Consider the following 21,168-nt stretch of genomic DNA (forward strand, 5'->3'; position numbering starts at 1 on the left):
TTTTCAATATAAACACAATCATTTTTCGAGTTTGACTTCCATTCAACTCTTACTTTATCACCTTCTATAGCATCAATTTGAACACCAAGATAATCTGGTTGAATTGGAAGATGTCGTGAAAATCTTCTATCGATTAAAACTAATAATTCAATAATTGATGGTCGACCATAATAGTCAATGGCTGTCAAAGCAGCTCTTACACTTCGTCCTGTAAATAGGACATCATCGATCAAGACAACTTTCTTTTCTTCAACCTCAAATTTTAAATCAGTCGATTTAGCAAAGTGGATTTTCTCAGATCTTCTAAAATCATCTCTGTAAAAAGTAGTATCCAACTTTCCTACTTTAATGTTTTTAATCCCATATTTATTATTGAGTAGGAAAACAATTCGATCCAGTAAATTTACACCTCTTGGTTGAAGTCCAATTAAAACTGTATTTGAAAAATCTCCATGATATTCAAGAAGTTGACATGTTAGCCTGTTTAATAAAACATTAATTTTTAAATCGTTAAGTAAAATCCTATTCAACATTCTTTTAAATATAATTACAAAAATACCAAATTAATAAATGGAAAAAAAAAACCACTTCAAATGAAGTGGTTTTATGAGGATTATAATTAAATATATTATTTATCATCCATTTTTTGCTTTAGATCAGCCAGAGCATCTAAATCTCCCAAGGTAGTTTTTTCGTTATTGGTCGCTTTGACATGCTTTGTTGCCTTCTTTATATTTTTACGCTCTTGTTCTTTAAAAACTGAGGTGTGAGAGGCTAAAACCCTTTTAAATTCCTTATTAAATTCAATAATTTTAAAGCTAACTTCTTCTCCCTTTTCTAACTTCGAACCGTCTTCTTTTTCTAAGTAACGAGAAGGAACAAAAGCTGTAATATCATCATTAAAGGATATAGTGGCTCCTTTATCTACAATTTCTGATAAAGATGCAGTATGTATTGTGTCCAAAGCAAATTCTTTTTCATACTTGTCCCAAGGGTTGTCTTTTGTTTGCTTGTGGCCAAGACTTAACTTACGACCTTCTACATCTAATTCTAGAACAATAACATCTATTGAATCCCCGATAGATAAAATTTCTGATGGATGCTTAATTTTCTTAGTCCAAGAAAGATCAGAAATGTATACTAATCCGTCAATACCTTCTTCTAATTCGATAAAAACACCAAAGTTGGTAAAGTTTCTAACTATACCTTGATGTTTGGATTTTAGCGGATATTTTCCTGTTATATCAGTCCAAGGATCTTGGCTTAGTTGCTTGATTCCTAGTGACATTTTTCTTGAATCTCGATCAAGTGTAAGAATAACTGCTTCAACTACATCTCCAACCTTAACAAAATCTTGAGCTGATCTTAAATGAGTAGACCAAGACATTTCTGAAACATGAACTAATCCTTCAACTCCTTCTTCTATTTCGATAAATGCACCATAATCAGCAATAACTACAACTTTTCCTTTAATTTTTTCACCCTCTTTGACAGAGTCATTCAGACTGTCCCATGGATGGGTACTTAATTGCTTTAATCCAAGTTGTATTCTAGATTTATTATCATCGAAGTCAAGAATAACAACATTAAGTTTTTGATCTAACTCAAGAATTTCACTAGGATGATTGATTCTGCTCCAAGATAAATCAGTTATGTGAATTAGTCCATCAACCCCGCCTAAATCAATAAAAACTCCATAAGAAGTAATATTCTTGACTGAGCCTTCAAGCACTTGTCCTTTTTCTAATTGACCTATAATTTCTTTTTTCTGTTCTTCAATGTCAGATTCAATAAGGGCTTTATGTGAAACAACTATATTTTTAAACTCATGATTAATTTTAACAACCTTAAATTCCATAGTCTTGTCAACATACTGATCGTAGTCTCTAATTGGTTTAACATCGATTTGAGATCCAGGTAAAAAAGCCTCAATTCCAAATACATCAACAATCATTCCACCTTTAGTTCTGCATTTAACAAAACCATTAACAACTTCACCAGTGTCGTGAGCACTATTAACTCTGTCCCATGCTTTTATTACTCGTGCCTTTCTATGAGATAGAATTAATTGTCCTGTCCTATCTTCCCTAACATCAACTATAACTTCAACTTTATCACCAACTTTCAAACTTGGATTATATCTAAATTCATTTAATGATATAACACCTTCAGATTTTGCATTAATATCAATAATAGCTTCTCTATCTGTCATATAAACAACCTTACCCTCAATAACATCTACATCTGCGGTATCTACAAAATTTTCCTTAACTAAAGACTCAAATTCTTTTAATTGTTTGTCATCAATAATATCAATACCTTCTTGATAATTGTGCCAATTAAAGTTAGATAGAAAATCTTCTGCTGTGTTGGTTGTTGGTTTTGATTGGATTATTGATTGTTCACCAATTTGATCAATTTCTGAGACTTTTTTTGGACTAGCTTTTTTTGCCATAATGTTTCTTTTTGTATACTGTGTTCTGGAATCCTATTAATTTGAAAACATCAGTAGTGGTTTATAATAAAAAATTCCCTCAAGATTCCATTTCAACAAAGGGATTGCAAATTTAATCAAAAAGACCAATTAATGTTCTTTTATTTTTAAATTTTTAAACGTGAAGTATATTAATGAAATTATCTTCTGAACATATTCATTTGATTAACTTTGTAATGAATATTTACTTTTAATGAAAGAATTAAAATATCTAAACAAATACCTCTTAAAATATTGGAAAAAATTAGTTTTTGGTTTTTTCATAACTGTTATTGCAAGGATATTTTCTTTAATCGCACCCAGACTAATCGGTAATTCACTCACAGCTGTTGAATATTATTTTGAAACCAAATCATTAATAGATCTAGCATCCCTTAAAAGAACACTATTAATAAATATTACTATAATTATTGGAACAGCTCTGATTTCAGGTTTTTTTACATTTTTAATGAGGCAAGCAATAATTAATGTTTCAAGGTATATTGAATATGACCTAAAAAATGAGATTTTCATTCAATATCAAAATTTAAGTCAAAGTTTTTACAAAAATAATAGAACTGGTGATTTAATGAATAGAATTGGCGAGGATGTAGGAAAAGTACGCATGTATTTTGGGCCAGCAATCATGTATAGCATTAACACTATTGCACTTTTTGTTATTGTTATAGCTTATATGCTATCAGTTGCACCAAAATTGACATTTTACGCACTATTACCTCTTCCAATTCTTTCATTTATGATATTCAAACTTAATAAAGCTATACATAATAGGAGTACCGTTGTACAAGAAATGTTATCAACATTATCATCTTTTAGTCAGGAGGTTTTTACAGGTATTAATATTGTAAAATCTTACAATTTAACCTCCTCACTTCTTTCAAATTTTAACACCATATCAAATACTGCCAAAGATAAAAACATGAAACTAGTGACTTTACAAGCATGGTTTTTTCCTCTAATGTTATTTTTAATTGGTATTTCAAATCTTATAGTTATATTAATTGGAGGATCTCAATATATAAATGGAGAAATTGAAATAGGTATTCTCGCAGAGTTCATTATTTATGTTAACATGTTAACATGGCCAGTAACAGTAGTTGGATGGTTAACTTCAATAGTTCAACAAGCAGAGGCATCACAAAAAAGAATTAATGATTTTTTGAAAGAAATTCCAAAGATCAAAAATGGAATCGGAAATTCTAAAATTACGAAAGGAGAAATTATGTTTAAAAATGTATCTCTAACCTATCCTGAGAGTAATATAAAAGCATTAAACAACGTTACATTTACAATCTTTGCTGGAAAGACTACTGGGATTTTGGGATCGGTAGGGTCCGGAAAGACATCATTATTAGAATTAATAGTTAGACTATATGACCCTACGCAAGGTGACGTTTTAATTGATGGTTCTAATCTGAAAAATTTTAATTTGTATGAATTAAGAAAAAGTATTGGCTATGTTCCGCAAAATCCGTTTTTATTTTCAGAATCTATTATTGATAATATTAAATTTGGTAATAATGAAGCTGGAAATATTGAAATTGAAAGTGCTGCAAAATTCGCTTCAATTGATCAAGAAATTAAAAAACTAAAAAATGGATATAATACAGTTTTGGGTGAAAGGGGAATAACTCTTTCCGGTGGTCAGATTCAAAGAATTTCAATTGCAAGAGCACTAATTAAGAATCCAGAAATAATTTTACTAGACGACTGTTTATCCTCGGTTGACACTGATACTGAAGAAGTTATTTTAAAAAATCTCGAATCATTTAATAAAAATAAAACTACATTAATAGTTAGTCACAGGGTTTCATCAATTAAATCTGCAGATAATATAATAGTTCTAAAAGATGGAAATATAATTGAAGAAGGAACTCATGAGGAATTAATTAAAAATAAAACATATTACAATAAACTATTTGATTATCAACAGTCTAAACAAAATAATTAATTTGTAATGTTAAAAAATTATTGCATTTTTGAATAATAATTAAATAAAAAAATATGTTTGTAGAAGGAGAACATAAAGAAATATTTTCTAAAATTCAAAGAGCTGGAAGAAGAACATACTTTTTTGATGTCAAAGAAACTAAAGCTGGAGACTATTATTTAACCGTAACTGAAAGTAAAAAGTTTACAAACGATGATGGTACTTTTCACTTTAAAAAACACAAAATATATTTATACAAAGAGGATTTTATAGATTTTAGAAATAATTTTGAAGAAATGACTGATTTCATAATTTCTGAAAAAGGTTTAGAAGTAATTAGTGACAGACATCAAAAAAATTATTTACCAAAAAATAATTCTTTGGAAAACGATGAAGAAAGTTCAGGATTTTCAGATGTTGACTTTAATGAAGTATAATATTAACCCTATATTATTTTAAATATCACCTATTAATCCAAAGTCATCTAAAACTCGTAACATGATTAATTTTTTAAAAATTTTTTTAATATTTTTATTTTTCAATTATCAGACTTCAGCCCAAGTTGCTCAGGATTATTATTTGAGTAAAGATGTCGAATATAACCAGGGAATCCCTACTCCACACAGTGTATTGGGTCATCAGGTTGGCGAATGGCATGTAAGTCACGACAAATTAGTTAATTACATGTACAGATTAGCTTCAACTTCAGATCGTATTTCTATTGAAGATAGGGGAACAACATTTGAAGGAAGACCCATCCTATTATTAACAATTACTGATCCAGATAACCACAGTAATATTGAATCAATTAAAAAATCTCATATTGAACTAACCGAATTTGGAAGTGATAAGTTGGATATTAAAAACCTTCCTATCATTGTCTATCAAGGATTTTCTATTCATGGCAACGAACCTAGTGGAGCAAATGCTGGCATTTTAGCGGCTTATCATTTAGCGGCCAGTGAATCAGATGAAACAAAAAAAATCTTAAAAAATACCGTTATTTTATTTGATCCTAGCTATAATCCTGATGGTCTTCAAAGATTTTCTCAATGGGCGAACAGTAACAGAAATATGAATTTAAATCCCGATAATCAAGATCGAGAGTATAATGAAAATTGGCCTAGAGGTCGAACAAATCATTATTGGTTTGATTTAAATAGAGATTGGCTTCCCGCTCAACTTCCCGAGTCAAAAGCACGAATTAAGACATTTGCAAATTGGATTCCAAACATATTAACAGATCATCATGAAATGGGGACAAATTCAAGTTTCTTTTTTCAACCAGGTATCAATTCAAGAGTTCATCCTTTAACTCCAATTATGAATCAAAAATTAACAAAAAAAATTGGAAATTTTCACGCTGATGCACTAAATAAAATTGGTTCATTATATTATTCTGAGGAAGATTATGATGATTTTTATTATGGAAAAGGATCTGCGTACCCTGATGTAAACGGAAGTATTGGGATTTTGTTTGAACAAGCAAGCTCACGAGGCCATATTCAAGAAAGTGATAACGGTATACTAACTTTCCCTTTCACTATAAGAAATCAACTTACAGCAGCCTTTTCAACATTAAAAGCAGCAAATGAAATGAGAGTTGAAATTTTAAGCTATTACAGAGACTTTTATAATGATAATAGGATTTTAGCTGAAAAAGATAAGACAAAAGCAATAATTTTTGAAGCCCCAAAAGATCCTGCTACAACGTATCATTTAGCTGAGATTTTAAATATTCACGACATAAAAATTCATAGACTCAAAAAAACACAACTGAGAAATGGGTATAATTTTTCAAAAGATAATAGTTATATAATACCTCTAAATCAAAAAAAATATAAATTAATCAGAGCAATGTTTGATACTCAAACAAAATTTTCTGATAGTTTGTTTTACGATATATCTGCTTGGACATTCCCATTGGCATTTAACGTTAATTATCATTTTGAGAATTCCGAAAAATTAATAGGTAGTAAAGTAGAAAAATTAGTTTTCCCAAAAGGATATATTGATAAAAAATCTACATATGCTTATCTTTTTGAGGGAAATAGCTATTATGCACCAAAAGCAATAAATTACTTGATAGAAAAAGGTGTTAGAGTCAAAATAGGTTTAAAGCCTTTTATACTTAATGGAGAAAAATTTGATTATGGAACATATTTAATACCTGTTCAAAATCAAGTGTTGAGTGTTAATGAAATTTATAAAGAAGTAAAAAAAATAGCTTCTGAAAGTTCAATTAATGTCAAAGGTGTTTCAACAGGACTAACTGAAGATGGTATAGATCTAGGATCAAGAAACTTCTTAACTGTAAAACAACCTAAAATTGCACTAATTGTAGGCGATGGAATACGAAGTTATGATGCTGGAGAAATATGGCATCTTTTAGACACTAAATATGATATTTCAATTACAAAAATTGACGTTAACAATCTAAAAATGTTTGATCTTTCAAGGTACTCACACATAATACTTCCTGATTATACAGGAAATAAAATAAATGCAAGTCAAATTAAGAACTTTATTGATAACGGCGGGAATTTAATTGCCTATAGATCATCAATAAAGTGGTTGAATGAAAACGAAATTATCAAAATTGATTTTATTAAAAATGATTTAAAACCATCAAAAGTTAATTTCGATCAAAAAAGAAATCATTTTGGTGCCCAATTAATAAGTGGGGCCATATTTAATACAAATATAGACAGAAGTCACCCTATCAATTTTGGTATTTCCAATTATACTATCCCTCATTTTAGGAATTCAACAATTTTTATGTCCCCAGAAAAAGATAAATTCAACAACCCTATTCGGTACACAAATGAGCCTCTTATGAGTGGTTACATATCGAATGTAAACTTGAAAGTTTTGAAGAATAGCGTACCGTTTAAAATCAAAAGATATGGAAAGGGTAAAGTCATAATGTTCACAGACAATACTCAATTTAGAGCTTTTTGGTACGGAACAAATAGATTATTGGCAAATGCAATCTTTAATACGAATTTAATGTAGGAAACACGAAACTATTTCAGCCATATTTGCAATAAATCAGGTTTATTGTTCAAATATTCCCCATAAAAATTATGCTTTTTCATCCTTTCTAAAAGAGGATTAAAATCATCTTTATTTTTTAATTCTATACCAATTACTGCAGGAGCATTGTTACGACTATTTTTCTTAGAATATTCAAAAAAAGTAATATCATCATTTGGACCTAAAACATTATTTAAAAAATCTTTTAATGCTCCTGATCTCTGTGGAAATTTAATAATAAAATAGTGTTTAAGTTTTGCATATAATAAAGCTCTTTCTTTTATTTCAGGAGTTCTAAAAATATCGTTATTGCCACCACATATAAAAACTCCTATCTCCTTGTTTTTTAAATCTCCTTTATATATTTCCAAACCTGCAATCGAAAGAGCTCCTGCTGGTTCAGAAACTATTCCTTCCTTATTATACAAATCAAGAATTGTTTGACATATTTTACCTTCTGGAACTTGTATTATATCATCAAGAAAGTTTTTGCAATATTCAAATGGTAAATTTCCAACTTTTTTGACTGCAGCTCCATCTACAAACTTATCTATGTGAATCAATTCCTGAACTAATCCATCGTTTAATGATTTCGACATTGATGGAGCTCCCGAAGGCTCCAGTCCAATGATTTTTGTATTTGGAGATAATTCTTTAAAAACTGTCAAAACTCCTGAAACCAAACCTCCTCCTCCAATAGGAACAAATAAATAATCAAGTTTTTTTTTAGCTTGATCAATAATTTCTAATGCTGAAGTTCCCTGGCCTTCTATGACCTTTAAATCATCAAAAGCATGAATATATATTTTATCTGAATTTTTTGCAATTTCAATAGCAATAGATTGGCAATCATCGTAAAAGTCTCCAATCAATTTAACAGTTATGTACTTATCGCCAAAAACTTTTACTTGAGCGATTTTTTGCTTTGGAGTAGTTATAGGCATATAAACTATACCGTAAATCTTTAATGAATTACAAGCAAAAGCAAAACCTTGAGCATGATTCCCAGCGCTTGCACATATAACACCCGTTTTTCTAGCTTTATCAGCAATTGAACTGATTTTATTGTATGCTCCTCTTATTTTAAAGGATCTAACTATCTGTAAATCCTCTCTTTTAACATAAACATTACAAGCTAAATTTTTTGACAACCTTGGATTAAATTGAAATGGAGTTTTAACTGCTATACCATGTAACGTCTTAGCGGCTGATATAACTCCAGAAAGAGATAATGATAAATTCATTTATTTATATTTTCTTCATAGAGGTCATTGACTCACGAAGATCATATCCAATTATTTCAATTGGATGAAAACGGATCATTTCATTTATGGCAATTAATTTTTGGTTATCTACAATGTTATCACAGGAAATATAGGGCTTACCAATAACATCAGTAGAGATCGTTCTCATAAATTCTTTTAATAAGGGCTTTGCAGCGTGATCAAATAAATAACAACCATACTCAGCAGTATCTGAAATAACACGATTCATTTCAAATAATTTTTTTCTTGCTATTGTATTTGCAATTAATGGAGTTTCATGCAAAGATTCATAATAAGCAGATTCCTCTTTAATACCAGCAGCAACCATAGTGTCAAATGCTAATTCAACGCCAGCACGAACAAATGCCACCATCAAAGTGCAGTTGTCAAAATACTCTTGATCATCTATCTTTTGGGATAATGGATCAGTTTTCTCAAAAGTTGTTTCAGAAGTTGCAGATCTCCATTTCAAAAGATTTTGATCATCATTTTTCCAATCCTCCATCATTGTCTTTGAAAAATGACCAGACATTATATCATCCATATGCTTATTGAATAAAGGTTCTAAGATTTGTTTCAACTCTTCAGAAAGCTCAAATGCTTTAACCTTAGATGGATTAGACAATCTATCCATCATATTAGTTATTCCACCATGCTTTAATGCTTCTGTAATAATCTCCCAACCATACTGAATGAGGTTGGAAGCATAATGAGGATCAATTCCTTCAGATATCATTTTATCAAAACACAAAATACTTCCTGTTTGTAAAACTCCACAAAGAATTGTTTGTTCTCCCATTAAATCAGATTTAACTTCAGCCACAAACGAAGATTCTAAAACACCAGCCCTATTACCTCCAGTAGAAACAGCATAAGCTTTTGCCTGTTCTAACCCATTACCATTTGGGTCATTTTCGGGATGAACAGCTATTAAAGTTGGAACCCCAAAACCACGCTTATATTCCTCACGAACCTCAGATCCAGGGCATTTAGGAGCAACCATAATTACGGTAAGATCCTTTCTTATTTCTTTCCCTTCTTCTACAATATTAAAACCATGTGAATACGAAATAGTTGAATCTTTTTTCATTAAAGGCATTACTTCATCAATAACAGATGTATGATTTTTATCTGGAGTTAAATTAATTACAAGATCCGCGTCAGGAATCATCTCGTTATAATTTCCAACTTTAAAATTATTTTCTTCTGCGTTTTTATATGAAATTCTTTTTTGATCAATTGCCGATTGCCTAAGTGCATATGAAATATTTAAACCAGAATCTCTCATGTTTAATCCTTGATTTAAACCCTGAGCTCCACAACCAACGATTACGATATTTTTACTCAATAAAACTGAAATACCTTCTGAAAATTCTGATGACTCCATAAATCTGCACTTTCCGAGCTGTTGAAGTTTCTCCCTTAACGATAGTCGATTAAAATAATTTTCCATTTTTAATTAATTTTATTGAATGTATTTAAAATTTCTGAAATTTCCATTTTTGATTTTGTTACTGAAATTCGTCCAGATCTAACAAATTGAAGCAAGCCATATTCAAGTAAATCTTTACGAAGTTCTTCTGTTTCATCTCTAAATCCAGTTTTTTCGATAACAAAAAACTCTGGAGATACAGTTACTATGTTTGCATGACTCTTTTTTATAATATTTTGAATATGCCTTTCTTCAAAAAGAGAGCTAGATTTTACTTTATATAAAGCAGATTCTTGAAAAATAGTCTCGTCATCAGTATGATGAAAAGCTTTAATAACGTCAACTTGTTTTTCTATTTGTAGAATGATTTTTTTTATTTGGTCGGGATCAATATTAACAACAATAATAAATCTAAAAACATTTTCTATTTCTGATAAAGATGTAGAAAAACTTTCAATATTAATATGACGTTTTAAAAATATCGCAGAAATTCTATTTAACAATCCTATGTTGTTTTCTGAATATATTGATATGGTATATGTTTCTTTTGTATTCATTTTATGATAATCTTATATCTGAGACTGACGCACCGGTTGGTATCATTGGAAAAACATTGGCTTCCTTTTCAACACAAATTTCTAAAAAATAAGGTTTATCTGAAGATATCATTTTAGAGACAGCAGCCTCAAGATCACTTCTCTTACTAACCCTTTCAGCATCAATAAAATAACCTTTTGCAATAGCTACAAAATCTGGATTTACCATTTCAGTTGAAGCATATCGTTTATCAAAAAACATTTGTTGCCATTGTCTAACCATTCCAAGAAAATCATTATTCAAAACAACAATTTTAACAGCAGTTTTATTTTGGAAGATAGTTCCTAATTCTTGTATCGTCATTTGATACCCTCCATCTCCGATGACAGCTATTACTTCTCGATTAGGAGCTCCCATTTTCGCGCCAATTGCAGCAGGTAGTGCAAAACCCATAGTTCCTAGGCCACCAGAGGTAATGTTACTTTTAGAATTATTAAAATTTGCATATCGACAAGTTACCATTTGATGCTGACCAACATCGGTAACTATAACTGCATCTCCTTTAGTGAACTTATTAATAGCCTGAATTGATTCGGCCATCGTTAGTCCCTCTTTTGTTGGAAACATTTCATTTTTAATAACTTTATCAATTTCAATTTCCATTAAAGAATCAAAGCGTTTAATCCATGAATCATGAGAACCTAAATTTATCATTGGAATAATTTTCTCCAAGCTAGTTTTGCAGTCACCTAGAATCGGAACATCTGCATATACATTTTTATTAATTTCAGCAGGATCAATTTCAAAGTGAATCACTTTTGCCTGTTTAGCATAACTCTCAAGATTACCTGTTACCCTATCGTCAAACCTCATACCAACAGCAATTAAAACATCACATTCATTGGTTAAAATATTTGGTCCATAATTCCCATGCATACCAACCATACCCTTATTTAAGGGATGAGCTGTAGGTATAGCTGACAAACCTAATATAGTCCAAACTGCTGGAATTCCAGAAATCTCAATGAATTTTTTAAGTGCTTCTTCGGCTCTGCCCAATATAACACCCTGACCCCAGACAAGCATTGGTTTTTTTGCTTTATTAATAAGTTCGGCTGCTTGTTTTAATGAATCTGAACTAGTTTCAGGAATTGGCTTATAGCTTCTTATTCCAAGACAATGCTCATATTTAAAATCAAATTCCTCAAACTGAGCATCTTTAGTAATGTCTATAAGAACTGGCCCTGGTCTGCCAGATTTGGCTATGTAGAAAGCTTTTGCCAATATATGTGGTATTTCACTTGATTTAGTTATTTGATAATTCCATTTAGTTACAGGGGTTGAAATTCCTATAATATCTGTTTCTTGGAAAGCATCAGATCCTAATAAGTGAGATGCAACCTGACCAGTGATACATACCATGGGAGTGGAATCAATTTGAGCATCAGCAATTCCGGTAACTAAGTTGGTAGCTCCAGGTCCTGAGGTAGCAATAGCTACACCCACCTTTCCTGAGGTCCTTGCAAAACCTTGAGCAGCATGAGCAGCTCCTTGTTCATGACGTGTTAAAATGTGCTGTAGCTTATCTTGAAACTTGTACAATTCATCGTAGATTGGCATTATTGCTCCACCAGGATAGCCATAAATTAGATCAACATTCTCCGCAAGGAGACACCGTATTACAGCTTCTGCTCCTGAAATTTTTATTGGTTTAATTTTTTTCATTATAAATTTTCATCTGTTACGCATCCACTTGATGCATTACTAACGTTTTTAATATACTTATAAAGAACGCCCTTTTTAAATTTATATTCTGGCTTAACCCATTTTGACTTTCTTGTAAGGATCTGATTATCAGATAAATCAACACTTATTGAATTTGATTCAGCATTAATTGTTATAATATCACCATTTTCGATGTAAGCTATTGGTCCTCCCTCTTGAGCTTCAGGAACAATATGACCAACTACAAATCCATGGGTTCCTCCAGAAAACCTTCCATCGGTAATTAAAGCAACATTTTTTCCTAGTCCAGCTCCCATTATAGCTGCGGTAGGTTTAAGCATTTCGGGCATACCAGGACCTCCTTTTGGACCCTCATAACGAATCACAACAACATCTCCTTTTATTACTATTCCAGATGATATACCATCGTTAGCATCATATTCACCATTAAAAACTTTTGCAGGACCCTTAAAAATTAGACCTTCTTTTCCAGTTATTTTCGCAACAGACCCTCCCGGGGCTAGGTTACCTTTCAAAATACGAATATGACCTGTAGGTTTTATGGGGTTATTCAATGGTCTGATTATATCTTGATTTTTCTTTAAAGATGGAGTGTTTTTTAAATTTTCTGCTAAAGTTTTACCAGTAACAGTCAAACATTCTCCATAAAGCATATCATTATCCAGCATGTATTTCAAAACAGCAGGAACTCCACCAATTGAATGCAAATCTTTCATTAGATATTTTCCACTTGGTTTCAAATCAGCTAAAAAAGGAGTATTATCACTAACCTTTTGAAAATCTTCAATAGTTAAATCAATATCTGCAGCTTTGGCTATTGCTAAAAAATGAAGAACAGCATTTGTCGACCCTCCCAATACAGATATTAATCTTAATGCATTGATAAGTGATTTTTTTGTTATGATTTCAGAAGGCTTAAGATCCATTTTAAGAAGGTTATAAATAGAACTACCAACTAAATTACATTCAGATATTTTTTCTTGACTTACAGCAGGATTAGATGAGTTATAAGGTAAAGACATCCCCAATGCTTCTATAGCTGACGCCATAGTATTTGCTGTATACATTCCACCACAAGCTCCCGCTCCAGGACAAGCTTTTTTAATTATATTTTTATATTCATTTTGATCAATTGTTCCAGCAACTCTCTCTCCCCAAGCTTCAAAAGCAGATACAACATCCAACTCTTTTCCATTATGACATCCTGAAGAAATTGTACCTCCATAAACAAGAATACTTGGTCTATCTAGTCTAATCATTGCTATTAACGCACCAGGCATATTTTTGTCACATCCAACTACAGTTGCAAGAGCATCATAGGACATAGCCTGAACCACTGTTTCAATTGAATCTGCAATCACATCTCTTGAAGGAAGAGAAAATCTCATACCTGGAGTTCCCATTGATATTCCATCACTTACACCAATTGTATTAAAAATTAAACCAATCATGTTTTTATCAACCTCAATACCCTTTTTGACGTGTACAGAAAGGTCATTCAAATGCATATTACAAGGGTTACCTTCATATCCTGTACTTGCGATACCAATCAATGGTTTTTTGAAATCATCGTCTGTCAGTCCAATAGCATGAAGCATTGCTTGAGCAGCAGGTTGAGTTGAATCCTGAGTAACTTGATGACTGTATTTATTTAAACTCATAATTTAAATTATTATATAAAATTAATTAGAACAGGATATTAGATAAAATTATGTAATAATTCAAAACTATATCCAAAATGCACAATTTACACTTAACAACATATAAATCAATAAATTATACATTTGATAAGCTGCGACTCAAATAAATTAATCTCATTATAATTTTAAAATATATTTAAAAATTTATCATATTTGCAACAAAAATAATCCTTTTTAAAATAGAATGTGTCATCAGTATGCAAGAAAAATCGGTTAGTCAAGCAATAGATTTTAGAAGATCTGTTCGTGTTTATGATCCTGAAAAGCAGATTGATGTAAATAAGGTGAAAAAATGTATTGAACAGGCACATTTAGCCCCCTCAAGTAGCAATATGCAGCTATGGGAGTTTCATCATATAGTTTCCAAAAAGAAAAAGAAAGAAATTGCAATATCTTGCTTCAATCAGCCAGCAGCAAAAACAGCTGAACAGTTTTTGATTGTTGTGGTTAGAAGAGATTTGTGGAAAAAAAGATTGAATTCTAACTTGAATAATATCAAAACTTCTTTATCAAAAATAAAAAATTTAGATCCAGTCAAAAGAGAAAAAGCACTTTATTATTATGAAAAATTAGTACCAATGATTTATTCTGATTTTTATGGAATAAAAGGTGTTTTTAAAAAATTGTATGTAAAAACCATAAGTCTATTCAAACCTATGTACCAAGAGGTTGGAAATAGTGACGTTAGAGTGATTGTTCATAAGAGTGCTGCCTTGGCGGCACAAACATTTATGATTAGTATGGCAGGGATTGGATACGACACATGCCCTATGGAAGGTTTTGATTCTAATAGAATTAAAAAAAACTTAAACATTCCATCAAAAACTGAAATAAGTATGGTAATTGGATGTGGTATTAGAAAAAATGAGGGCGTTTATGGCAAAAGGTTTAGAATTCCCAATGATGAAACCTATCGTATTCATTAATTTCAAAACTAACTATTTTACCTGTACTAATTTGAGATAAAATTGATTGTGATTTTTCAGTTAATTGTAATATTCTAGGATAACCTCCAGTAACCTGTCCATCTCGCATAACAATAATTAAATCTCCCGAAGGAGTTAATTGAACTGTTCCTGGAATAACAGAAGCACTATGTGATACAATTTTATTTACCAAAATACCTTTTCCTGATAATCTATATGCCATTCTGTCATTAGAACCAATTTTAAATTCTGTTTTTAATATTTTATTTTTCAAGCTATTATTCAATTTATCCCAATAGGGACCTTCAAATACTTTTAAATTAGTATTTAAATACAAATTATTTATTTTTGGATTTTTAAATTTATTTTCATGAGTATTTAATGATTTGAATTTAATATTTTCTCCCTTTTGTATTTTACTATATTCTGTAATTGGATGGTATTGAGAATAACTACCAAAAATCTTGTTTTGTATAATCCCGCCTTTAAAGCTTATATAATTTCTAAAACCTTTTTCAACGAAACCTAACTCTAGAGTATCGCCTAGATCACAAAAAAAAGATTTATTTAACTCAACAGGTTTGTCATTTTTGAAAATAGATGTCATTGCACCACTTACAGCAACAATTGTGGGTGCTGAAAATAGTAATTTGGGTCCTTTTAATGTAGATTCTAAAACAGCTTCATTATATAAATTTCCAACTAAGTGGTTAGCATTTTTATAAGAAATAGAATCCATTGGACCCGATACAGGGAATCCAAATCTTCTGAAACCATAGCGGCCTTGGTCTTGAATAGAAGTATAAAACCCAGGATCAATTACTTTAAAAAACGATTTCAAATTGTTGTGATTTTAAAATTTTAGTATTTATGTTATTCATTTCCCTTTGATATTCATCAATATCAATAGAAGTAAATTTAATTTTATCACCAGGCAAAACAAAACAGGGTGGAGTACTCTTTTTGTTAAAAAAAGAGTGGTTTGTTCTTCCTATTCTGTTCCAGCCTCCTGGACTGTTCTGAGGGTAAACACCTACATAAGATTCTCCAACTGATATAGTGCCTGGGAGAATATTTTTTTCAGGAGTAGCTTTTCTACTTAAATGTAGTTTTGATGGAAGTCCAGACAAATAAATAAAACCAGGTAAAAAGCCATAATGATGAACTTCAAAATTACAATTTAAAAATTCTGAGATATAGCACTGGTGAGAAATTAATTTTTTCTTATTGTTAATTAAAATATTTTCACAATAAATTTGATCAAAGCAAGCAGTAACTTCCCACAAAGTTCTAATTATATTTTTTTTATTTAAAGAAAAATTTATTATAAATTTATGAATTTGTTGTAAATGAAATTTTTCTGGAGTAATTTTTAAAAAAATAGTTATTTCAGATAATGTAAATACAACATCATTTAATATATTTTGAAATTCATTCTGAAGAGAAACACAAAGCTCAGAGCGCCATGCTAAAGAAACAGGATTATTTATATATTTATTTATATCAACAATTATTACTTTTTCTCCAAATAACTTAAAATTAGTTTTAAAATGCATCATAACTTTTTTTCAGAAACTATATTCTTAATTATTTTAAGAAATTTTTTTGACTTTGGGGTATCACTGTGAAGACAGATAGTATCATATGATATTTTTTTTATAAAACCATTTGAAAGAAGAATATTTTGATTTAATAAACGATTTAAATTATCGGAAAACTCGTCAGATGATTCTATAACTGAGTGTTTTTCATTCCGTGGAATTAAAGAAAATGATTCATTGTATTTTCTATCTGAAAACACTTCATTAAGAACATTAAACCTCATTTTTTTTGCCTGTTTAACAATTGGCTTTGAAGCAGGTAGAATTAGAAAGTTGATTTCTGGAAATTCACATAAAACTTCAAGATATGCTTGGGTTAATTTTCCGTTTTCAGCAATATCATTATACAAAGCTCCATGGGCTTTGCAATGGTGCCATTTAGTATTAAAAAAAACAAGAGCTTGTTTAAATTTTAACAACTGACTTTTAATTGAATCTTGAAAATCATTTAACTTTAAATTCATAGATTTTCTACCAAAGTTTTCTTTGTCTGGATATGAAGGATGTGACCCAACATTAACACCATGACTTAAAGCTAAAGATATAGTGTTTTTAATTGTTTGAACTGTTCCATAATGACCTCCACAAGCTATACTACAACTAGTAATGTGAGGCATAAAACTCAAATCATATTTACCTCCCTCACCTAGATCAATATTTATTTGCATCAGTTTTTAATTAATTTTATTAAACTATAAAAATAAAACCTTAAAAGCTAGAAATGTAAAAAGTATAAACAAAATGATGATAATTAAGAATCTAATTTTTAAAATCAAAAAGTCATTTTTTTTTGGCAAACATAAGATACTAACAAACAAAGTAATTAAAGGAAGTAATAATCCATTTGCAATTTGAGCTATTCTTATTAATTCAATGGGTTGATATCCAGATTTTGCAAACACTAAACCTGTAAAAACAACAATATATATAGCTATTTTTTTAAATATATTTTTGTATTTAAAATTTTTAAGAGATTCTTCAACTACATATCCAGCTGCAATTGGAGCAGTGATAGCTGAACTTAAACCCGCACAAAAAAGTCCAATTGAAATTAATATACTTGAGTTAGATCCGTATAATTTACTCAATGAATTTCCTAAATCATTTATTGATTGTATTTCATCAATATTAGATCCAGCTGCCGCAATTATAATTGATGATGAAATTATACCTCCAAAAGCTACAGCTATAAATGTATCTCTTCTCAAATATGAAATATTCAAACTATTCTTGTCCTTCTTTACAAGCGCTGCATGTAAAAATAAATTATAAGGAACTACAGTCGTTCCTAAAACTGCAACAATAGTTTTCCAAGATTCAGGTCTCCATCTTGGTGTGAGAAAACTATCTAATATTATATATATGTCTGGTTTTGTTAGTATTGATGCTATTAAAAATGATATACTCATCATAAGAACTGTAACACCTAAAATATTTTTAATTAACCTATTGTTATCTCTCCATACAATAATCATAATAATTGTTGTAATTATTAGAAGTAAAACACTTGTTGAGATTTCCTTATATTGAAGAGATGATAGTTTAATAAGATTCTCTAACCCAATATAGGCTCCAGTAATATTTCCAGCTTCGTAGGCTGCATTTCCAAAGAAAATTGAAATTAAAACAAATGATATAACTAAATAACGAAATACTGAATTCTTTAACTTATCATTGAGCAATTCAACTAAACCCTTACCTGTTTTAAAACTTAAATTAGCAATAGTGTTTTGAAAAAAAATTGTTATGAGGCACGAAAGTAAAACAGCCCAAAGTAGTTCATATCCAAAATCAACACCAGCAATAGCACAAATAGTTAAACTTCCTGGACCTATAAAAGCAGCAGTTATCACTATTGCAGGACCGGAGGCGAATGAAATATTTTTCATATATAGCTTAATACTTTAAAAAGGAGTATCATCTATATTTGAATCATTGTAAGAATTTCCGAATGCATCATTAGCATTAGGAATGTTTTTTTTTGAGATGGTATTATTTTCAATATTCATTTTTGACTCAAATTCAGAAGATGAATCAAAATCTGAAACATTTTCAAACTTACCAAGATGAGCAATAAATTTAAGTCTTATGTTATCTAAACCTCCATTTCTGTGTTTCGCTACAATAAATTCAGCCTGCCCATCTGAAGGACTTCTTTCCTCGTCGTCCCATTCGTCTATTCCGTAATACTCAGGACGATAAATAAAAGAAACAATGTCAGCATCCTGTTCTATAGCTCCTGACTCTCTAAGGTCTGATAATTGAGGCCTTTTAGTACCACCTCTTGTCTCAACAGCTCTTGATAATTGGGAAAGAGCAATTACTGGGGTATCCAGTTCCTTTGCAAGAGCTTTTAAATTTCTTGAAATTGTTGAAATTTCTTGCTCTCTATTCCCTGATTTATTATTAGTTGCAGCCGTCATTAATTGTAAATAGTCAATAACAATTAATTTGATTCCGTGAAGTCTAGATAATCTTCTAGCCTTTGCTCTTAATTCAAAAATTGATAGTGAAGGAGAGTCATCGATGTATAATGGAGCCTTTTCCAAATCACTAACCTTTACGTTTAACTGTTGCCATTCGTGTTGAGCTAATTTACCTGTTCTTAACTTTTCTGAAGATAGTCCAGTTTCAGCAGAAATCAGTCTAGTGATTAATTGCACTGATGACATTTCCAATGAGAAAAATGCTACGGGAACTTGTCTTCCAACTGCAATGTTTCTGGCCATAGACAATGTTAATGCTGTTTTACCCATTCCAGGTCTTGCAGCAATTATTATTAAATCACTTGGCTGCCAACCTGAGGTCAATTTATCAATCTCATCAAATCCACTACTAATTCCGCTCAAACCTTCACGACTTGCAATATCTTCAATTTTCTTTTTGGCCTCAATAACTAAACTTTGGGCAGAAGAAAAAGATCTTTTAATATTTCCTTGGGTTACATCATATAGTTTAGATTCGGCTTCATCTAAGAGTTCTAAAACATCTGTTGAATCCTTGTATGATTTTTCAATTATTTCACTTGAAATTTTAATAAGACTTCTTTGAATATGTTTTTGCAAAATAATTCTAGCATGAAATTCAATATGAGCAGAACTTGCAACTTTTTGAGTTAATTGAACTAAATAATAATCACCCCCAATGACATCAAGTCTTCCTGCCTTTCGAAGTGCGGATGAAACAGTAAGTAAGTCGATTGGACTTGTAGATTCAAACAATAATAATATTTCTTCAAAAATATATTGATGTGCAGTTTTATAAAAAGCTTCAGGCTGTAAAATATCAATTACTTCATCAACACCTTTTTTATCAATTAACATAGCACCTAGAACCGCTTCCTCTAAATCAAGAGCTTGTGGGGGCAGTTTTGCCTGCTCAAGATTAACAATAGTAGTATTTGGTTTAATAGTTTTAAAAAGGGACTTTTTTTCTTCCATAAATCAAAAGTAATATTGATTTATGGAATGAGAGTTTTATTTCAAAATCAAATGTCAACAGTGATTTAGTTGATAACTTATAAAACTTGTTAATAAGGCAAGGATTACTATTTAGATTCTACATAAACTCCCATATTTGAAAATTTATTTCTTCTTAAATCAATTCTTTTTCTAAACTCTATTTTTTTTAATTTTTGAAATGTGTTTAGTATTTCTTTTTTAACAGAATTAAAAGTAGATATCCTGTCATAATGAGCTCCTCCTAGAGGTTCTTTAATTATCTTATCTATTAACTTAGCATCCAGCATATCATTTGGAGTCAACTTTAATGCTTCAGCTGCTGCTTCTTTATACTTCCAACTTCTCCATAATATTGAAGAACATGATTCTGGGGATATTACAGAATACCATGTGTTTTCGAGCATAAAAACTCTATCTCCCACACCTATTCCTAGAGCACCCCCAGAAGCACCTTCCCCAATAACAATAACAATAATAGGAACCTTTATGGACATCATACCTATAATATTTTTGGCGATTGCCTCACCTTGACCTCTTTCTTCAGCTTCAAGACCAGGAAATGCACCTGGAGTATCAATAAAACATATTATAGGAATATTAAATTTTTCTGCAGAATGCATAAGTCTTAAGGATTTTCTGTAACCTTCTGGGTTTGCCATACCAAAATTGCGATATTGCCTTGTCTTTGTGTTATATCCTTTTTGGGTTCCAATGAACATAAAAGATTGATGATCTATTTTACCCAAGCCCCCAATCATTGCCTTGTCATCTCCAATATTTCTATCTCCATGTAATTCAAGAAAAGTACCATTGGTCAAGTATTTTATATAATCAAGAGTGTAAGGTCTTGAAGGGTGTCTTGATAATTGAACCCTTTGCCAAGCAGTTAAATTAGAATAAATTTCTTTTTTGGTTACTTCTAATTTTGACTCCAAAAGTCCACAGGTATCACTGAACTTTCATTCCCTATGTCTTTACATTTTTTTATCTGTTCATGAAGATCCTTTATGGGTTCTTCAAAATCTAAATATTCCATATTC

Annotated in this window: 16 protein-coding genes and 1 pseudogene; 4 read left to right on the top strand and 13 right to left on the bottom strand. The window is 30.6% G+C overall.

Annotated elements, in window-relative coordinates; translation table 11 throughout:
* Together pyrR and rpsA are read right to left on the bottom strand one after the other, a co-directional pair.
* On the bottom strand, window positions 1–533 hold a 533-nt coding region (pyrR, locus tag AC3ATN_RS03750), incomplete at its 3' end, for a bifunctional pyr operon transcriptional regulator/uracil phosphoribosyltransferase PyrR (protein ID WP_487531898.1).
* Between the two features lie 95 nt (window positions 534–628).
* Window positions 629–2,455 carry a 30S ribosomal protein S1 gene (rpsA, locus tag AC3ATN_RS03755; protein WP_487531899.1) on the bottom strand — a complete coding sequence of 609 codons (1,827 nt, stop codon included), beginning with the start codon at window positions 2,453–2,455 and terminating at the stop codon, window positions 629–631.
* A 232-nt stretch (window positions 2,456–2,687) separates the two neighbouring features.
* Between rpsA and AC3ATN_RS03760 the strand changes: the two genes are divergently transcribed.
* The 3 genes from AC3ATN_RS03760 (at window position 2,688) to AC3ATN_RS03770 (ending at window position 7,439) form a co-directional block, all read left to right on the top strand.
* Window positions 2,688–4,445, top strand: coding sequence for an ABC transporter ATP-binding protein (locus AC3ATN_RS03760; RefSeq protein ID WP_487531900.1), 1,758 nt, complete (start codon window positions 2,688–2,690; stop codon window positions 4,443–4,445).
* 53 nt (window positions 4,446–4,498) lie between these two features.
* Complete coding sequence (locus AC3ATN_RS03765) at window positions 4,499–4,861, top strand: PUR family DNA/RNA-binding protein (RefSeq protein ID WP_487531901.1); 363 nt, start codon at window positions 4,499–4,501, stop codon at window positions 4,859–4,861.
* 61 nt (window positions 4,862–4,922) lie between these two features.
* Window positions 4,923–7,439 (top strand): M14 family metallopeptidase, encoded by a 2,517-nt coding sequence (locus tag AC3ATN_RS03770; RefSeq protein WP_487531902.1) that lies wholly within the window; start codon window positions 4,923–4,925, stop codon window positions 7,437–7,439.
* An 11-nt stretch (window positions 7,440–7,450) separates the two neighbouring features.
* Here the strand turns inward: AC3ATN_RS03770 and ilvA are convergent, their stop codons facing one another.
* Genes ilvA through ilvD form a run of 5 tightly spaced genes read right to left on the bottom strand, consistent with a single transcriptional unit; the run spans window position 7,451 to window position 14,101 of the window.
* Window positions 7,451–8,704, bottom strand: a complete 1,254-nt coding sequence (ilvA, locus tag AC3ATN_RS03775; protein WP_487531903.1) for a threonine ammonia-lyase IlvA — start codon at window positions 8,702–8,704, stop codon at window positions 7,451–7,453.
* Window positions 8,705–8,708: 4 nt separating this feature from the next.
* Window positions 8,709–10,178 carry a ketol-acid reductoisomerase gene (gene ilvC, locus AC3ATN_RS03780; RefSeq protein WP_487531904.1) on the bottom strand — a complete coding sequence of 490 codons (1,470 nt, stop codon included), beginning with the start codon at window positions 10,176–10,178 and terminating at the stop codon, window positions 8,709–8,711.
* 2 nt (window positions 10,179–10,180) lie between these two features.
* A complete protein-coding gene (gene ilvN, locus AC3ATN_RS03785; protein WP_487531905.1) occupies window positions 10,181–10,714 on the bottom strand; it encodes an acetolactate synthase small subunit in 534 nt (177 codons plus the stop codon).
* Window position 10,715: 1 nt separating this feature from the next.
* Entirely contained in the window at window positions 10,716–12,419 is a 1,704-nt protein-coding gene (gene ilvB / locus AC3ATN_RS03790; protein ID WP_487531906.1) for a biosynthetic-type acetolactate synthase large subunit, read from the bottom strand.
* Window positions 12,419–14,101, bottom strand: coding sequence for a dihydroxy-acid dehydratase (gene ilvD / locus AC3ATN_RS03795; protein WP_487531907.1), 1,683 nt, complete (start codon window positions 14,099–14,101; stop codon window positions 12,419–12,421). The genes ilvB and ilvD overlap by 1 nt, the downstream gene beginning before the upstream one ends.
* Before the next feature lie 236 nt (window positions 14,102–14,337).
* On the opposite strand from ilvD, the gene AC3ATN_RS03800 reads away from it, so the two are divergent.
* On the top strand, window positions 14,338–15,066 hold the full coding sequence (locus AC3ATN_RS03800) for a nitroreductase family protein (RefSeq protein WP_487531908.1): 729 nt from the start codon (window positions 14,338–14,340) through the stop codon (window positions 15,064–15,066).
* Here AC3ATN_RS03800 and AC3ATN_RS03805 read toward each other — a convergent pair.
* The 6 genes and pseudogenes from AC3ATN_RS03805 to AC3ATN_RS03830 form a co-directional block, all read right to left on the bottom strand.
* The gene (locus AC3ATN_RS03805; protein WP_487531909.1) at window positions 15,029–15,907 is read right to left on the bottom strand and encodes a 5-oxoprolinase subunit C family protein; all 879 of its coding nucleotides are present in this window, start codon (window positions 15,905–15,907) and stop codon (window positions 15,029–15,031) included. The genes AC3ATN_RS03800 and AC3ATN_RS03805 overlap by 38 nt on opposite strands.
* Window positions 15,891–16,625, bottom strand: a complete 735-nt coding sequence (locus AC3ATN_RS03810; protein ID WP_487531910.1) for a carboxyltransferase domain-containing protein — start codon at window positions 16,623–16,625, stop codon at window positions 15,891–15,893. Before AC3ATN_RS03810 ends, AC3ATN_RS03805 begins: the two co-directional genes overlap by 17 nt.
* Entirely contained in the window at window positions 16,622–17,335 is a 714-nt protein-coding gene (locus tag AC3ATN_RS03815) for a LamB/YcsF family protein (protein WP_487531911.1), read from the bottom strand. The genes AC3ATN_RS03810 and AC3ATN_RS03815 overlap by 4 nt, the downstream gene beginning before the upstream one ends.
* 24 nt (window positions 17,336–17,359) lie before the next feature.
* Complete coding sequence (locus AC3ATN_RS03820; protein WP_487531912.1) at window positions 17,360–18,556, bottom strand: Nramp family divalent metal transporter; 1,197 nt, start codon at window positions 18,554–18,556, stop codon at window positions 17,360–17,362.
* A gap of 15 nt (window positions 18,557–18,571) precedes the next feature.
* Entirely contained in the window at window positions 18,572–20,107 is a 1,536-nt protein-coding gene (gene dnaB / locus AC3ATN_RS03825) for a replicative DNA helicase (protein WP_487531913.1), read from the bottom strand.
* Window positions 20,108–20,214: 107 nt separating this feature from the next.
* Window positions 20,215–21,164: pseudogene (locus AC3ATN_RS03830) on the bottom strand (acetyl-CoA carboxylase carboxyltransferase subunit alpha).
* Window positions 21,165–21,168: the final 4 nt, after the last annotated feature.

This window comes from Candidatus Marivariicella sp. (genome assembly GCF_983056325.1).

Coding starts and splice junctions, on each gene's coding strand:
- rpsA (WP_487531899.1), bottom strand. CDS start 2,455: ATGGCAAAAAAAGCTAGTCCAAAAAAAGTCTCAGAAATTGATCAAATT.
- AC3ATN_RS03760 (WP_487531900.1), top strand. CDS start 2,688: ATGAAAGAATTAAAATATCTAAACAAATACCTCTTAAAATATTGGAAA.
- AC3ATN_RS03765 (WP_487531901.1), top strand. CDS start 4,499: ATGTTTGTAGAAGGAGAACATAAAGAAATATTTTCTAAAATTCAAAGA.
- AC3ATN_RS03770 (WP_487531902.1), top strand. CDS start 4,923: ATGATTAATTTTTTAAAAATTTTTTTAATATTTTTATTTTTCAATTAT.
- ilvA (WP_487531903.1), bottom strand. CDS start 8,704: ATGAATTTATCATTATCTCTTTCTGGAGTTATATCAGCCGCTAAGACG.
- ilvC (WP_487531904.1), bottom strand. CDS start 10,178: ATGGAAAATTATTTTAATCGACTATCGTTAAGGGAGAAACTTCAACAG.
- ilvN (WP_487531905.1), bottom strand. CDS start 10,714: ATGAATACAAAAGAAACATATACCATATCAATATATTCAGAAAACAAC.
- ilvB (WP_487531906.1), bottom strand. CDS start 12,419: ATGAAAAAAATTAAACCAATAAAAATTTCAGGAGCAGAAGCTGTAATA.
- ilvD (WP_487531907.1), bottom strand. CDS start 14,101: ATGAGTTTAAATAAATACAGTCATCAAGTTACTCAGGATTCAACTCAA.
- AC3ATN_RS03800 (WP_487531908.1), top strand. CDS start 14,338: ATGCAAGAAAAATCGGTTAGTCAAGCAATAGATTTTAGAAGATCTGTT.
- AC3ATN_RS03810 (WP_487531910.1), bottom strand. CDS start 16,625: ATGATGCATTTTAAAACTAATTTTAAGTTATTTGGAGAAAAAGTAATA.
- AC3ATN_RS03815 (WP_487531911.1), bottom strand. CDS start 17,335: ATGCAAATAAATATTGATCTAGGTGAGGGAGGTAAATATGATTTGAGT.
- AC3ATN_RS03820 (WP_487531912.1), bottom strand. CDS start 18,556: ATGAAAAATATTTCATTCGCCTCCGGTCCTGCAATAGTGATAACTGCT.
- dnaB (WP_487531913.1), bottom strand. CDS start 20,107: ATGGAAGAAAAAAAGTCCCTTTTTAAAACTATTAAACCAAATACTACT.